This is a genomic window from Azospirillum sp. Sh1, from assembly GCF_008365135.1.
In the GTDB taxonomy this organism is placed as follows: domain Bacteria; phylum Pseudomonadota; class Alphaproteobacteria; order Azospirillales; family Azospirillaceae; genus Azospirillum; species Azospirillum oryzae.
Map to the genome: position 1 here is coordinate 102,645 of NZ_VTTK01000017.1, position 15,247 is coordinate 117,891.

15 protein-coding genes are annotated in these 15,247 nt (G+C 67.9%); 2 read left to right on the top strand and 13 right to left on the bottom strand.

Annotated elements, in window-relative coordinates; translation table 11 throughout:
* Positions 1–8: 8 nt before the first annotated feature.
* The 13 genes from FZ029_RS18290 to FZ029_RS18350 all read right to left on the bottom strand — a co-directional run bounded on the left by FZ029_RS18290 (position 9) and on the right by FZ029_RS18350 (position 12,996).
* Positions 9–341 carry a cytochrome C oxidase subunit IV family protein gene (locus tag FZ029_RS18290; RefSeq protein WP_149270731.1) on the bottom strand — a complete coding sequence of 111 codons (333 nt, stop codon included), beginning with the start codon at positions 339–341 and terminating at the stop codon, positions 9–11.
* Positions 338–994 (bottom strand): cytochrome c oxidase subunit 3, encoded by a 657-nt coding sequence (locus tag FZ029_RS18295; RefSeq protein ID WP_149270733.1) that lies wholly within the window; start codon positions 992–994, stop codon positions 338–340. Before FZ029_RS18295 ends, FZ029_RS18290 begins: the two co-directional genes overlap by 4 nt.
* A complete protein-coding gene (gene ctaD, locus FZ029_RS18300; protein ID WP_149270734.1) occupies positions 987–2,630 on the bottom strand; it encodes a cytochrome c oxidase subunit I in 1,644 nt (547 codons plus the stop codon). The genes FZ029_RS18295 and ctaD overlap by 8 nt, the downstream gene beginning before the upstream one ends.
* Positions 2,627–3,631, bottom strand: a complete 1,005-nt coding sequence (gene coxB, locus FZ029_RS18305) for a cytochrome c oxidase subunit II (RefSeq protein ID WP_149270736.1) — start codon at positions 3,629–3,631, stop codon at positions 2,627–2,629. Before coxB ends, ctaD begins: the two co-directional genes overlap by 4 nt.
* A 17-nt stretch (positions 3,632–3,648) precedes the next feature.
* Positions 3,649–4,458: an SCO family protein gene (locus tag FZ029_RS18310; protein WP_149270738.1), complete on the bottom strand. Its 810-nt coding sequence runs from the start codon at positions 4,456–4,458 to the stop codon at positions 3,649–3,651.
* Entirely contained in the window at positions 4,455–4,934 is a 480-nt protein-coding gene (locus tag FZ029_RS33620) for a hypothetical protein (protein ID WP_247892374.1), read from the bottom strand. The genes FZ029_RS18310 and FZ029_RS33620 overlap by 4 nt, the downstream gene beginning before the upstream one ends.
* Positions 4,927–6,018 (bottom strand): hypothetical protein, encoded by a 1,092-nt coding sequence (locus FZ029_RS18320; RefSeq protein WP_149270740.1) that lies wholly within the window; start codon positions 6,016–6,018, stop codon positions 4,927–4,929. The genes FZ029_RS33620 and FZ029_RS18320 overlap by 8 nt, the downstream gene beginning before the upstream one ends.
* Positions 6,015–6,548 carry a cytochrome c gene (locus tag FZ029_RS18325; RefSeq protein WP_149270742.1) on the bottom strand — a complete coding sequence of 178 codons (534 nt, stop codon included), beginning with the start codon at positions 6,546–6,548 and terminating at the stop codon, positions 6,015–6,017. Before FZ029_RS18325 ends, FZ029_RS18320 begins: the two co-directional genes overlap by 4 nt.
* Positions 6,545–7,096: a DUF3341 domain-containing protein gene (locus FZ029_RS18330; RefSeq protein ID WP_149270743.1), complete on the bottom strand. Its 552-nt coding sequence runs from the start codon at positions 7,094–7,096 to the stop codon at positions 6,545–6,547. The genes FZ029_RS18325 and FZ029_RS18330 overlap by 4 nt, the downstream gene beginning before the upstream one ends.
* Complete coding sequence (gene nrfD, locus FZ029_RS18335; protein WP_211104167.1) at positions 7,093–8,481, bottom strand: NrfD/PsrC family molybdoenzyme membrane anchor subunit; 1,389 nt, start codon at positions 8,479–8,481, stop codon at positions 7,093–7,095. Before nrfD ends, FZ029_RS18330 begins: the two co-directional genes overlap by 4 nt.
* Before the next feature lie 4 nt (positions 8,482–8,485).
* Complete coding sequence (locus FZ029_RS33955) at positions 8,486–11,461, bottom strand: TAT-variant-translocated molybdopterin oxidoreductase (protein ID WP_149270747.1); 2,976 nt, start codon at positions 11,459–11,461, stop codon at positions 8,486–8,488.
* On the bottom strand, positions 11,458–12,111 hold the full coding sequence (locus tag FZ029_RS18345) for a cytochrome c3 family protein (RefSeq protein ID WP_149270749.1): 654 nt from the start codon (positions 12,109–12,111) through the stop codon (positions 11,458–11,460). The genes FZ029_RS33955 and FZ029_RS18345 overlap by 4 nt, the downstream gene beginning before the upstream one ends.
* Positions 12,112–12,477: 366 nt before the next feature.
* A complete protein-coding gene (locus FZ029_RS18350) occupies positions 12,478–12,996 on the bottom strand; it encodes a YetF domain-containing protein (protein ID WP_149270751.1) in 519 nt (172 codons plus the stop codon).
* A gap of 189 nt (positions 12,997–13,185) precedes the next feature.
* Between FZ029_RS18350 and FZ029_RS18355 the strand changes: the two genes are divergently transcribed.
* A complete protein-coding gene (locus tag FZ029_RS18355; RefSeq protein ID WP_149270753.1) occupies positions 13,186–13,605 on the top strand; it encodes a hypothetical protein in 420 nt (139 codons plus the stop codon).
* 151 nt (positions 13,606–13,756) lie between these two features.
* Positions 13,757–15,244, top strand: a complete 1,488-nt coding sequence (locus tag FZ029_RS18360) for a DegQ family serine endoprotease (protein WP_149270755.1) — start codon at positions 13,757–13,759, stop codon at positions 15,242–15,244.
* The last annotated feature ends 3 nt before the right edge of the window (positions 15,245–15,247 follow it).

A 15,247-nucleotide genomic window follows, 5' to 3' on the forward strand; every position in this document is an offset into this window, starting at 1 on the left:
TTGGCGGTTCAGTGGTTGCCCGGCTGGTGTTCGCGGCCCGTGGGGGCCGGCAGGTCGCCCACATGCTCCACCTTGCGGGTCAGGTAATCGGTCGCCGACAGCGCGAACAGGACCGCCAGCCAGAACAGGCCCGCCGCCGCCGCGGCACGGGTCAGAGCCGGAGCGCGGAACAGCTTCATGAACAGCGCCAGCACCATAAGCGCCTTCGCCACCGAGATGCCGAGTGCGACGACGACGTTCATCGGCCCTGGCATCGGCACGTAGGCAAGTGCCAGCGTCGCCGCCAGCAACGCCAGCAGCGCCGCCCAGGTCAACAGCAGGGGGAGGGGAGGTGCCTTCATGAGCCGCTCCGTCCGACCAGATAGATCAGCGGGTAGAGGAAGATCCAGACGATGTCGACGAAATGCCAGTACAGCCCCGTCACCTCCACCGGCGTGTAATAGCTGGACGAGAAGGCGCCGCGCCGCGCCCGCATCGCCATCGCCGCGATCAGTCCGATGCCGATGGTGACGTGGATGCCGTGGATGCCCGTCAGCAGGAAATAGAGGAAATAGAACAGCTCGATGGTCTGGGCATGCTCGCTGTCCTCGTGGAAATTCAGCCCCGGCACCAGATGTTCGGTCCATTCCTTGTGGTACTCGTAGCCCTTCAGCCCGAGGAACAGCAGCCCCAGCAATGCGGTGACCGCCAGCAGCAGGGTCAGAGCCTTGCCCCGGCCATGCTCCGCCGCATGGACGGCCCAGCCCATGGTGAAGCTGCTGGTCAGCAGCACCAGCGTGTTGACGGAGCCGATGACGATCTTGGTGTGGCGCCCGGCCTCGGCCACGCCCTCCGGGTAGGTGGCGCGCAGCCATGTGTAGGCCAGCAGCATCCCGCCGAAGAACAGGATCTCCGTCGCCAGGAACACCCACATGCCGAAGGACGCGGTGTCCGCCTGCTGTTCCGCCGTCGCGTATTGCGGTTCGGGCTGTGGGATGACGGGTGCGTCAGACATCCTGCGGCTCCGGTTCCGGCCGGTACTGGTAGGGCGGGCGGGTGACGGTGGGCGTCTTGTCGAAATTGTGGGCGGGCGGGGGGGAGGATGTCTGCCATTCCAGCCCGGTCGCCGCCCACGGGTTGGATCCTGCCCGCTTGCCGCGGAACAGCGACCAGCCGAGATAGAAGAAGGGCAGCGCATAGCCGATCGCCAGCACCGACGCGCCGGCCGATGAGAAGATGTTCCAGACCTGGAATTCCGGCGGATAGGAATAGTAACGGCGCTCCATCCCCAGATAGCCCAGGATGAATTGCGGGAAGAAGGTCAGGTTGAATCCGAAGAAGATCAGCAGCGCCGCGATGCGTGCCCACCATTCGGGATAAAGCCGCCCCGTCACCTTGGGCCACCAGTAATGCAGCCCGCCGAAATAGGCGCTGACCATGCCGCCGACCATGATGTAGTGGAAATGCGCCACGACGAAATAGGTGTCGGTGACATGGACGTCGAAGGCGAGGTTGGCGACGAACAGCCCGGTCAGCCCGCCGATGGTGAACAGCCCGATGAAGCCCAGCGCATAGAGCATCGGCGCGTCGAAGCTGATCCAGCCCTTGTGCAGCGTGGCGGTCCAGTTGAACACCTTGATCGCGGACGGCACCGCGATGACGTAGCTGAGCAGCGAGAAGACCAGCCCGGCATAGAGCGAGATGCCGGCGACGAACATGTGGTGCGCCCACACGAAGAAGCCGATGATCGCGATGGTGATGCTGGACCACACCACGAACTTGTAGCCGAACAGCGGCTTGCGGGCGAAGCAGGGCACGATCTCGCTGATCACGCCGAAGCCCGGCAGGATCATGATGTAGACCGCGGGGTGGGAGTAGAACCAGAACAGGTGCTGGAACAACAACGGATCGCCGCCCAGCGCCGGGTCGAAGATGCCGACCCGCAGCAGCCGTTCCACCGCCACCAGCAGCAGGGTGATCGCCAGCACCGGCGTCGCCAGCACCATGATGACGGAGGTGGCGTAGTTCGACCAGACGAACACCGGCAGCCGGTACCACGTCATCCCCGGCGCCCGCATCCGGTGGGTGGTGACGATGAAGTTCAGCCCGGTCAGGATGGAGGAGAAGCCGACGGCGAACACGGCGGCCAGCGCCAGCACCACGTAGCCGTTGGAATAGAGCGAGGAGAACGGCGTGTAGAAGGTCCAGCCGGTGTCGACCCCGCCGATCAGGATGGCGAACAGCGCCAGGAAACCGGCCCCGACATAGAGATACCAGCTGAGCAGATTCAGGCGCGGGAAGGCCAGGTCCTTGGCGCCGATCATCAGCGGGATCAGGAAATTGCCCATGGTGTTGGGGATCGACGGGATCAGGAAGAACCAGACCATCACGATGCCGTGCAGCGTGAACAGGCGGTTGTAGATGTCCGGTGTGAAGATGCCGGCCGGCGTCACCAGATTCAGCCGGATCAGCGTCGCCGCCAGCCCGCCGACGAAGAAGAAGAAGGTGATCGACAGGGTGTAGAGGATGGCGATCCGCTTGTGGTCCTTGGTCAGCAGCCAGGAACGCAGGGTGACGCCTTCCTCCGTCAGGTAGTTCCTGGTGGCGACGACGGGTTCGTCCGGCTTTCCGGTCACGGTCACGGTGGTCATTGGGCGGGCCTTTCCGCGCTGCCGGCCGCTTGGCCGGCCTGAGATTGTCCGGCCGCTTGGCCGGTTTGGGAGTTCCGGGCCGTCTTGTCGGCCAGCGATTTGATGTAGGCGACCAGCTTCAGCAGGTCGTCCTCGCCGATCTGCCCGGCGAAGGAGGGCATGACCGGCGGATAGCCGGCTGCGATCTCCGACTTCGGCTTCAGGATCGAATCGCGGATATAGCGGTCGTCGGCGATGACGGTGCGGCCGTCCTCCAGCGGCACCGGACGGCCGAACAAGCCTTCCAGCCGGGGGGCATGGACGGTGCTGGCGGTGCCGTGGCAGCCGCTGCAGCCATAGCTGCGGAACAGCGCCTCCCCCTCCTGGGCGAGGCTGGGGCCGGGGTCCTGGCTGTCGAGCCAGCGCTGGAAGTCGGACGGTTCCATGACGACGACGCTGCCGCCCATCCGGGCATGCCAGGTGCCGCAGAACTCCGCACAGAACAGGCGGTATTCGCCGACCTTCGTCGGCGTGAACCACAGCGTCTCGTACCGGCCGGGGACGGCGTCCTGGCGGACGCGGAAGGCGGGGACGGCGAAGTCGTGGATCACATCCTGCGAGGTCAGCACCAGCCGCACCGGCTTGTCGACCGGGACATGCAGCGTGTCGATCTCGCGCTGGCCGCCGGGATGCTCGATCTTCCACATCCACTGCTTGCCGACGACATAGATGTCGGTGGCGTCCTCGGGCGGGCTGTGGATGCCGACATAGAGGTCCGCCCCCCAGAAATAAAGGCCGAGAAAGCCGATGAAGGTGGCGACGGTCCAGGCGGTCTCGACCCTCCAGGTGCGGCCCAGCCGGTCGCCACGCTCCACCTTGCTGCTTTTCCGGTAGCGGACGCAGAAGAGGATCATCAGCCCGAAGACCAGCAGCAGGATGAAGGCGCTGGTGCCGATCAGGGCGGCGAACAGCCAATCCATGTCGGCGGCATGGGCGGACGCGGTGGGGGGGAGGAGTTGCATGCTTCCCATGGCCGTCCTCATCCCTTCCCCGGCCGACGGGTGGCCCGCCACACCAGCAGCCCGACGCCCAGGACCGAGACGGCGCCGGTCGCCTGCATCAGGCGGCCCACCTGGGAGTTGTATTTGCCGTGCGCCGGATCATAGCCGTAGCAGAGCAGCAGCAGATGGTCGGTGACCGAACCGACGGCCCCCTCGGAGGCGTCGACCAGCCCGAGCCGCAGGTCAGTGGGGTCGTAACCGATCCCCAGGATATAGCGGGACACCGTCCCGCCCGGCGAAACCAGCACCACGCCGGCCGGATGGGCGTATTGCCCGCTGGCCTCGTCCAGGCGGTAGGGGAAGCCGGCGGCGGTGGCGAGCCGGCGGACCTCCCGGCCATCGCCGGCCTGATCGGTGACCCGAGGATGGATGGCCGCGGCCAGTGCCGGATGGCGTTCGAAATGCCGCGCCTTCATCGCCGCCGCGTCGGCCGGGCTGTCGTTCGGATCGATGCTGACCGCCATCACCGCGTAATCCTTGCCCGGCGTCAGCGGCACTTGTTCGAGGGCCGCCGCCAGATCGCCCAGGACCACGCCGCACAGCGTCGTGCAGCGGAAATAGTCGAAGACCAGAACCAGCGGCTTGGCTCCATCGAACAGGGTCGCGGTGGTGACGGCTTGGCCGGCCTCGTCGCGCAGCCGGACGTCGCGCGGCAACTGCGCCCCCGGATGCTGGTCGAAGCCGAAGTCCTTGAAGCCGGACGGCAGCAGGGCCGTCGGCGAAGCGTGCGCACCTGACACAGGCAGTGCCAGAAGGCCGAGCAGAGTGACGATGGCGAGCCGTTTCATCGCTGCCCCTCCTGCCTTGCGTCAGCCGGCCAGTCGGGAATTCCGTGCTCGGCGACGCGGCGCATCGCCTCGTCGATGGGAATGTGGGCGATGCCGCGCTCGCGGTCGGCCCAGCCATAGCCGGTCAGCCGCTTTAGGGAATTCGCCTTGTAGCGTTTGAAATCGGCGGGCGGGTCGGTCTGCAGTCGCGGTTCCGGCATCGGCGTCGTCAGTCCGCGGTTCCGGTCTGCGGTCGCATTGGGGAAGATCAGCATCAGCGAGACCACGACCGTCCCGATCAGGCCGGCCGCCAGCGCGCCGAGCAGCACGAACAGCCAGGACGGCGCGTCCCGCTTCTCGAAGCGCGTATCGGGATTGCGGCCCCCCTGGTCCGGCTGCTTCGGCGGATGTCTGCGCCCCAGCCGCGCCCAGCCCAACAGCAACGCCGCCGCGGTCCCGGCGAAGCCGGGCCGGTCGATGCGCGTGGCCTTATCCATGGCGGACCCCCTGCGCCATCGGGCCGTCAGCACGGTTGGCGTGCCCGCTCCGGGCGACGTGCCGCCGGTCGGCGTCCAGGCGCCACAAGAACACCGCCGTGCCGGCGCCGCCCATCGCCAGCGCCGCGGCGGGGGCGAACCAGGTGAGGCCGCCTTCCAGCCCCGGCAGGATCAGCCACCAGCATTCCAGCAGATGGGCGGCCGGCAGCAGCAGGCAGACGGCGGACAGCCCGCCCCGGCTGCGCTTCACCGGCCACCAGATCAGGGCCGCGAACGGCAATGCTCCCTGCGCCAGCGCGCCCAGCACCGCGACCCATCCCCAGCCGCCGGACAGGCGCACGACGTACCAGGGAATCTCGTGCGGCAGATTCTCCTGCCAGACGATCAGGAACTGCATGAAGGACAGGTAGAACCACAGCAGAATGCCGGCGATCAGCAGGCTGCCCAGATCGCGCCGCTGCCCCGCGTCCGTCCGTCCGCTCAGGATTGCCGCCAGCGTCGCCAGCGCCAGGGCACCCAGCAGTTGGCCGCTGACGATCATCATCCCGTAGATGCTGGACCCCCAATCGGGCTCCACCGACATGAACCAGTCGAAGGAGGCGAAGGTGACGGTCAGCCCCAGCAGGATCAGCCCCGGTGCCGCCAGCGGGTTGCGGCCCCGTCCAGAACGCAGCAGCGCCGCAAGGGCCAGCCCGAGCCAGACCAGTGCATAGACCGCCGCCCGCCCGTAGAAGAAGGGGGCGTTCAGGTAGAAGCGGTTCTTCAGATGCGCGGCCTCCGCCGCCTTTGCCCAGGGGTACAGCTCCGGCAGCAGGATCAGCACCGGCACAAGAAGCAGCAGCGCCAGCGGCAGCGCGGCGACCATCGCCCGCAGGGGCGGCACCACGGCCGATCCCCAGCGTCCGCCGGTCAGGTCATGGGCGAACAGCAGCATCATGGCGCCCAGCGGTATCCCGATCCAGAAGGCGAAGGACGCCAGCCAGCCGCGCAGCACGGCCTGCGGATCGAACAGCGCGCCGATGGCGCAGACCGCACCGCCGGCCAGAGCCGCGCCGACGGCGGCGGGAAGCGGGCGCCGGATCATCGCAGCGTCCCCCGCACATCGTCCGGCAACTCGGCCGCCGCGGTGTTCTGGCTGGTCTGCAGCGCCCGGATATAGGCGGCGATGGCCCAGCGGTCGTCGGAGGTGACGCGGTCGGCATAGGAATACATCGCCCCCCAGCCGTTGGTGGCGACGTCGTAGAAATGCCGCGTCGGAGCGTTGCGCAGAGCCTCGCTGTGGAAGGAGGGCGGATGCGGGAAGCCACGCCGGACGATCATGCCGTCGCCGTCGCCGAGATAGCCGTGGCAGGGGGTGCAGTAGATCTCGTAGCGCTCCTTGCCGCGGGCCAGAAGAGCCCGCGTCAGTGCCGGGGGCGACTGAGGCCGGTCTTCGCGCGCGACGGTGTTGGGCTCCGGCTCCGGCGGCCATGCCCGGCTGCCGGGGGTGGCATTGGCCGGATTGGCGTCGGCCGGCGTCCAGGTCTTGTCGGTCGGCTGCTTCGCCATGTTGTCGCAGGCCGCCAGCAGCGCCGCCGCGCTCAGCAGAAGGGCGTGAGGAAACAGGCGGGTCATGCCGGCACCTCGTCGATCCGCACGCCTTCGCGGTGGGGAAGCAGCCGTTGCAGCAACTCGCCGTCGTCGCGCCCCTCGCGCTCCGCGATCCAGATCAGGAACCGGTCCTGCGAGGCATGCTCGAAACCGGGCGCGTCGAAGATGGGGTCATAGAGGCGCGGCAGCCGGCAGAATGCGCAGAAGGCGAGGAAGCCCACCAGCAGGATGGCCAGCGCCGCCAGTTCGAAGGTCGTGGTGCTGAAGGCCGGCCAGCTGTTCAGCGGCCGTCCGCCGATGTTCAGTGGATAGCTCAGCACCATCCCCCAATATTGCAGGAGGAATCCGCCGACCGCACCCAGCGTGCCCGCCGCCACGATGATCAGCGGCAAGGCGCGCGGCTTGCGGCCCAGCAGGTCGTCCACCTCCTCCACCGCATAGGGGCTGTAGACCTCCAGCCGCGTGAAGCCTTCCTGCCGCAGGTGCCGCAGGGTTTCCAGCATGGCGTCGGGGCTGTCGAAGGCGGCCAGCGTGCCGTGGACTGTATGGCCGGTGCCGCGATGCGCCCTCATCGCCCGCTCTCCGTCTTCTTCTTGTGGAGGAGTTCGCGCAGTTCGAACATCGACACGATCGGGATGAATCGCAGCGCCAGGAAGAAGCCGGTCAGGAACAGACCCACCGATCCGGCCAGCGTCGCCCAATCCCAAAAGGTCGGCATGAAGACGAACCAGCTCGATTCCGTGTAGTTCCGGTGCAGGCCGCCGACGACGATGACGTAGCGTTCGATCCACATGCCGACCACCACGCACAGGGCGATCAGGAACAGCAGCGGGCGGTTCAGCCGCAGCGGCCGGATCCACAGCAGTTGCGGCACGCCGCCGTTCAGGATGATCTTCGCCCAGTACCAGGGCGCGTAATAGCCGCCGAGTTCCGACATCACCACCGTGATCTCGTGCCCCTCCCCCCGGTAGAAGGGCATGAACAGCTCCATCAGGTAGCAGTAGGAAAGCAGCAGGCTGGTGGTCAGCATCAGCCGCGCCAGCACGTCGACATGGCGGAGCGTGATGACGCCGGTGAGATCCAGCGCCCGGCGCAGCGGGATGACCAGCATCAGCACCACGGCGAAGCCGGACAGCGCGGCGCCGAAGACGAAATAGGGCGGGAACTGCGTCTCGTGCCATCCCGGCGTTAGGCCGCCGGCGAAATCCAGTCCGACGATGCTGTGGATGGAGCAGACCAGCGGCGCCATCAGGGCGGCGAACAGCCCGTACAGGATCTTGAACTGGCGCCAGTGCCGCGACGACCCCTGCCAGCCCAGCGCCAGCAGCCCGTACAGCACCCGCTGCCAGCGCCGCCGCGCCCGGTCACGCAGGGTGGCGAGGTCGGGGAGAAGCCCGACATACCAGAACAGCACCGATCCGGCGACATAGACCAGGATGGCGACGAAATCCCAATGCAGCGGGCTGCGGAACTGCGGCCACAGCGCCATCGTGTTGGGATAGGGGAACAGCCAGTAGAAATACCACCAGCGCCCGAGATGGATGACCGGCATGATCCCGGCGCAGGCGACGCAGAACACCGTCATGGTCTCGGCGAGGCGGCTGGTGGCGCTTCGCCACTCCGACCGGGTCAGGAAGAACAGGGCGGAGATCAGCGTCCCGCCGCTCGCCATGCCGACCCACCAGACATAGTTGCCGATGGCGAAACCCCAGGCCACCGGCCAATCGATGCCCCAGATGCCGACGCCGCGGATGAACAGCCAGCCGAGCGCCACCACGAACAGGCCAAGCAGCCCGAGCGACAGCCCGAAGCCGATCCACCACCACAGGGGCGTGCGGCGTTCCAGCACGAGGTCGCTGACATGGACGGTCACCGATAGCGCGGTCACGCCCGGTTCGACCACGTCCATATGGGCGACCCTTGTCAGCTCCTGTCTGGCTTCGGGAGATGCGCCCACCGCCTCACACCTCCTGGATTTCGGGGTTGGGGTTGCGCAGCCGCGCCTCGTAGGTTGTGCGCGGTCTGGTGTTCAGTTCGGTCAGCACGCCATAGTCCAGCGGGCTCGCCTTGCGGCGGCTGACAGCGCTGTCCTTGTCGTTCAGATCGCCGAAGACGATGGCCTCGGCCGGGCAGGCCTGCTGGCAGGCGGTCTTCACCTCGCCGTCGCGGATCGGCCGGTTTTCCCGGTCGGCGGCGATGCGGGCGTTGCGGATGCGCTGGATGCAATAGGTGCATTTCTCCATGACCCCGCGCGCCCGGACGGAGACGTCGGGGTTCCAGGACTGCGACAGCCGGTTGTCGTCCACCGAATAGTTGAAGTAGTTGAAGCGCCGGACCTTGTACGGGCAATTGTTCGAGCAGAAGCGGGTGCCGACGCAACGGTTGTAGACCATCACGTTCAACCCGTCGGCGTCATGCATGGTCGCCCCGACCGGGCAGACCACCTCGCAGGGCGCGTTCTCGCAATGCATGCAGGGCATCGGCTGGAAATAGGTCTGCTCCGGCGCCTCCGCCTCGCCCTCGTACCAGGTGTCGATGCGGATCCAGTGCAGCTGGCGGTTCCGCAGCACCTCCTCCTTGCCGACGACGGCGATGTTGTTCTCGCTCTGGCAGGCGGCGGTGCAGGCGCCGCAGCCGATGCAGGAGTTGAGGTTGATCGCCATGCCCCAGGCGTTCCGCGGATACTCGTAATCGGGATAGAGCGAGTGCTGCGGCTCCTTGCGCTTGGCGAAGTCGGGATTGTGGCGGAACTCGTCGAGCGTGGCGTGACGGACCACGTCGGGGCTGTCGATCAACTGGTGGTGCTGGGTGGCGGCCAGCCGCCAGGTCTCCCCGGTCCTGCGCAGCTCCACCCCCGGCAATTGCCAGAGATGGTCGAGAGGGCGCAGCCGGAAGGCGTCGAAGCCGACGCCGCGCCCGACCCGGCCCACCACCTTGCGGCCGAAGCCGAAGGGCAGGGTGACGCAGTCGGGGGCATGGCCGGTCATCCGCCAGACCGGGGCGCGGAGAGTACCGGCGGCGGTGCGCACCTCCACCACATCCTCGTTCTGCAGGCCCAGCCGCTCCGCGGTCGCCGGCGCCATCAGCACGGCGTTGTCCCAGGTCAGGGTGGTGAAGGGGCGCGGCAGCTCCTGCAGCCAGCCGAGATTGGCGTAACGGCCGTCGCGCAGCCAGGCGTCCGGCCGGAACAGGGCGGTCAGTGCGCCGCCATCCAGCCGTGCCGGCGCCGGCGGCAGCCGGGCCGCCAGATCGGACGCAGGCGAAACCGACGCCGGTGCTGCGGCGCTGTCCGGCACAACGCCCAGCCGCAGGGCGTCTGTCCACAGCCGCTCCGCATCTCCCTTGCCCTGGAATCTCTCGATCCACGCGCCGCGCAGGATGGCGTGGCCGTCCGGCCGCGTCTCTCCATTGAAAACGGCCAGCAGCTCATGCGGCGACCAGCCGCCCCACAGCGGCCTGATCTGCGGCTGCTGGATGGTGACGGTGCCGTCGAAGGCGCGGGCGTCGCCCCAGCGTTCCAGCTCGTGGGCCTCCGGCACATGCCATGTGCAGAGCATTGCGCTCTCGTTCACCTCGGTGCCGAGATGGACGGAAAACGGGACCTTGCCCAATGCCCCGGCGAAATCGAGGTCGGCGGGCGCGGTGAAGACTGGGTCGATGCCCAGGATCAGCAGCGTGTCGACCCGCCCGGCCGCCATATCGGCGACCAGCCCTTTCAGCGACTTACCATGGTCGACCGGATCGGCTTCCACCGGCTCGATGTAGGTCACCGTATGGCCGGGCGCGCCCAGCACACCGTTGATGGCATGGACCAGCGCATGGACTGCCGCGGATTGCGCCGGCCCGGCATGGACCAGCGCCGCGCCGCCGCTGGCGGACAGGTCGCGGGCGACGGCGCCGAGCCAGCCGGGGGCACCTTGGCGCCAGTCCGCCGGCCCAACGCCAAGCTCGGCCGCAAGGGCCCGCACTACCGCCTCCACCTCGTCCGGGCGCGCGGCGAAGCGATGGTCGGCGCGGGCACCGGCCAGCGTCGGACTGCTTTCCACCGCATAGAGGCGGCTCATCTCCTCCGGCCGCCCCTCCTCGGCCACGCGGCGGCGGCGGGCGAAGTCGCGGGCGTAGCGCAGATGGCCGGGCGCGCTGTCGAGGAAGTCGCTCTCCACCGCCAGGATCGTCTTCGCCCGGTCGAGATGCAGAACCATGTCCATAGGCCGGCCGAAGGCCAGCATCGCCCCGGCCCGCACCGCATCGCGCCCGTCGGCTTCCCAGCGGTGCCATTGCATGGCCGGAAAGCGCTGCTTCAACGCGGCGATCTGTCCCGCGAGCGTGGGAGAGGTGACGGTCCCGGTCAGCAGCCGCAGCCCGTCGCCGCCGCGCGCGCTCAGGGCAGGCAGGCGGTCGACCAGCGCCTTGACCAGTCCATTGGCGCTGGCCGCCCGGCCGGCGGTCAGCACGGCGCGCGAGCGGTCGGGATCGTAAAGGTCGAGGATGCTGGCCTGGATGATCGGGTCGAGCGCGCCCAGGCTGGCGGGATGGTCCGGATTGCCCTCCAGCTGGACCGGGCGTCCCATCTGGTGGATGGCAAGCACGCCGTCGGCATAGCCGCCGCGCGTGACCGCCGTGGCGAAATGGCGGGCGACGCCGGGAACGAGACCGGGCGGCATCGTCACATAGGGGATCGCCTCGTCCGCCTCCTCTCCGGGTCCGCAGCCCGACAGCCCGGCCAGCGCGAAAGAGGCGCCCATCAGTTCCAGCAGCCGGCGCCGGCCGACGCGCGCCTCCGCGAGGTCCGGCAGGCCGGGGAACTCGGCGCGTAGCATCTCCAGCACGGCCGGCTCGCGCGACAGCTCCTCCAGGCTACGCCACAGCGCCCGGCCGCTCCGTCCGGCCACTCGGTCCTCGATCCGCCGGACCAGCTCCTTTCGCCGCGCCGTCATCGGTGGCACACCGAGCAATCGGACAGGGTTTCGGGATGGATGTGGTAGCGCGCCATCAACTGCTTGCCGGACGGCGTCTCCTCGGTCCGCTTCCAATTGGTGTCGAAGACCGCCTCTTTCGGGCGCAGGTTCGGGGCAGGATCGCGATGGCAGTCCAGGCACCAGCTCATCTGCAGGCTCGCTCCCTTCCAGGTCAGGGGCATGCTGTCCACCGGCCCATGGCAGGTGGTGCAGGCCACGCCCTTGGCGACATGGATGCTGTGGTTGAAGAAGACGTAGTCGGGCAGCGTGTTGACACGGTTCCAGCGGATGGGCTTGCCGGTGGCGAGGCTCTGGCGCAACGGGGCCAGCAGTTCCGCGTTGGTCCAGATCTGCGAATGGCAGGTCATGCAGGTGTGGGTCGGCGGCAGCCCGGCGCTGGGCGACTCCTCCACCGAGGTGTGGCAATAGCGGCAGTCCAGCCCCAGGCCGCCGACATGATGCTCGTGGCTGAACGGCACCGGCTGCGGCTGCACGATGCCCTGCCGCGTCGCATAGGTGGTGCTGGGAAAGAACCAAGCGCCACCGACCAGCGTAACCAGTCCCGCCAGGAGCGTGTAGAGCACCAGCTTGGTCGCGATGTTGGCGGTGGGGCTGAAGACTCCCGGCACGGCTCAAACCCCCGTCACGATGCCAGCTCGCGGAAATTGTCGACGGGTTGTGCGATCCGTGTCGCTCCGGCGGCGGCAAATCCGGCCGCCGCGACCGCTGTCGGGAAGCGGCGTCGGTCCATGGCTGCGTCTCCCTGATTTTCCGGCCCGGCAATCGGGTGGGTTCGACCGGGGCGAGGAACGGGGCGAGGGAACGGCATCGGGGTGACGTTCATCCGCTACAAGTCACCCATTCGCGATCCGGTTCCATGACTTCGGTCGGGCTAGCCCGACTGCTCCGGGTATCCGGCGCCATGTCATCGCACGCGCCGCGATTGACTTCGCCCGCCCATGGCTGCGGCTGCAAGATTGAGCCCAGCCTGCCCGTCAAAGACGGCCTACCGCTTCGAGCGTCGGCGGATCGGGGTCCGTTCCGTCTTCCGACCCCGGCACGACACTGAAGGAGCCATCGGTTTCCAGTACGACGGACAGCACGCCGTCCAACCGCTTGCGCCCCTGGGCGCGCAGGACGGCCATCACCTCCTCCCGCGTGACCCGCTGTTGCTTCAGTGCTCCCGGCAGGAACTCGCCCCGATAGACGAGCAATGTCGGCTGCGCCTTGATGATCGCCTGAAAGCGGGGCGAACGGACCGATGCCCAGGTGATCGCATATTGCAGCAGGATCAGCAGCACCAGCGCCAGCACGCCTTCGGCCAGCGCCACCGACTTGCTGAGCAGCACGGTGGCGAGCGTCGATCCGAGCGCAACCGTCACCACCAGATCGAAAGCGTTCATCTTGGTCAGGGTCCGTTTTCCCGAAATCCGCAGCAACAGCACCAGTGCCGCATAGGCGAGCACGCCGACCACCAGCACCCGGCCGAGACTGGCCCAACTGTCGAAGAACATGGTGGGATCCTTTCATCCTTTGGGCCGCCAACCCTTCTCGCGACCACGAGTTCCGAATTTCGGCTCGGCTGCAGAAATAGGCAGTCTTCCACCAATGCGCGGACCTTGGCGGTGGGAGCAGATCCGGCGGCGGGAGTTGGCCCTGCGCAGGCACGCCCTGCAGGAAACGCAAACACAAAAGGACATGCCATGCGTATCGCAATGCTCATTCCCGTCATCGGCCTCGCCCTGACCGCCGGCACGCCGGCCTTTGCGCAGTCGTCCTCCGGCCAGCAGAGCGCTCAGAAGAGCGGCAGCACCGCGGCCACCCAGACCAACCCGCAGATCCAGGCGATGACCCAGGACAAGCTACGCAAGCAACTGGAGCAGGCCGGCTTCAAGAATGTGACGATCATCGACGCCGCCTATCTGGTCCAGGCCCAAACCCAGGACGGCAATCAGGTGTTCATGACCATCAATCCGCCGTCGCAGATGTCGGGCAGTTCGTCGACCAGCTCCGGCAGTGCGACGACCGGCGGCCAGTCCGGAACCTCCACCACCGGCCATACCGGTTCGGGCAACGGCAGCACGGGCAGCACCAGCCCGGGCAGCGGCGCAACCAAGCAGTAAGGCGCGGTACGCGTTGCCATGAACCGCGGGGGGACAGGCGTCCCCCCGCCCTTTCCGCATGCCCGCAGCAACGAGGTCTCCGATGCAACTTCTTCCCGATCAACACCGGCTTATCGACCGGAGGCCGGCGCCCGCACGGACGCGCAGCCGGATGTGGCTCGTCGTCGCCGCCGGGCTTCTCCTGGCGTCTGCCGGTCCCGCGCTGGCTCAAGGCAAGTCGGGACCGGCCGGAGAAATGCCGGCCAGCTTCGCCGACCTTGCCGAGGCGAAGCTGCCGTCGGTGGTGACCATCACGGCCTCGACTGCCCCGGAACGGCCGCAGATGGCGCAGTCCGACCAACAGGGCGGCGCAGGCCCCTTCTCCATGCTGCCCGACAGCCCGTTGCGCGACTTCATGGAGGAGTTGCTGCGGCGGCAGATGCCGGGCGTTCCTGGCGGCCATGGGCAGGGTGCCCCGCGTGGGGAGGCGCCCGCCCGGCCGCATGGCATGTCGCTCGGCTCCGGCTTCATCGTCGACTCCAGCGGCTACGTCGTCACCAACAACCATGTCGTGGAGCATGCCGACAAGGTCGAGGTCACGCTGACCGACAAGCGCAAGTTGCCGGCGAAGATCGTGGGAACCGACTCCAAGACCGACCTCGCCCTGCTGAAGGTGGAGTCTGACAAGCCGCTGCCCAGCGTATCATGGGGCGACAGCAGCGCCATGCGCGTCGGTGACTGGGTCGTGGCGATCGGCAACCCGTTCGGGCTGGGCGGCACCGTGACCGCCGGCATCATCTCCGCGCGCGCGCGCGACATCGGCGCCGGTCCATATGACGATTTTCTGCAGACCGACGCCGCCATCAACCGCGGCAATTCCGGCGGCCCGATGTTCAACGTCAAGGGCGAGGTGATCGGCGTCAACACAGCCATCTTCAGCCAGTCCGGCGGCAATATCGGCATCGGCTTCGCCATTCCCGCATCGCTCGCCCGCCCGGTTATCGATGAGCTGCGCAACAACGGCCGGGTGACCCGCGGCTTTCTCGGCGTCACCATCCAGCCGGTCACGCCGGATATCGCCAAGGCACTCGACCTCAAGGACCAGTCCGGCGCGCTGGTCGCCGATGTGTCCAAGGACGCTCCGGGCGCCAAAGCCGGGCTGAAGAGCGGCGATCTCATCACCGAATTCGGTGGCAAGCAGGTCGCCGGACCGCATGAGCTGACCCGCATGGTGGCGCAGACCAAGCCCGGCGATACCGCCCGCGTCGTCGTCCTGCGTGACGGCAAGCCGGTGACGTTGGAGGCGCGGATCGCGGAACTGCAGCCGCCGGCGGAGCAGGCCGAGGCGAAACAGCAGCAGCCCGGTGGCGGCCAACTCGGCCTGACGCTGGCGCCGATCACGCCCGAACTGCGCAAGGAGTTCTCGCTCGACAGCGACGTGAGCGGTGCCGCGGTGGTGGAGGTCGCGCCGGACAGCCCGGCGGCGAAGGCCGGCTTCGAGCCGGGTGACGTCATCACCCGAGCCGGGCAGCAGGCGGTAGGTAATCCTGGTGACGTGGCGAATGTCGTCGATCAGGCCCGCAAGTCCGGGAAGGACCATGTTATCCTTCTGCGGCGGCGGGATGGCCAGTCGCTGTTCGTTCCGCTTCCGCTGGGGTGATTG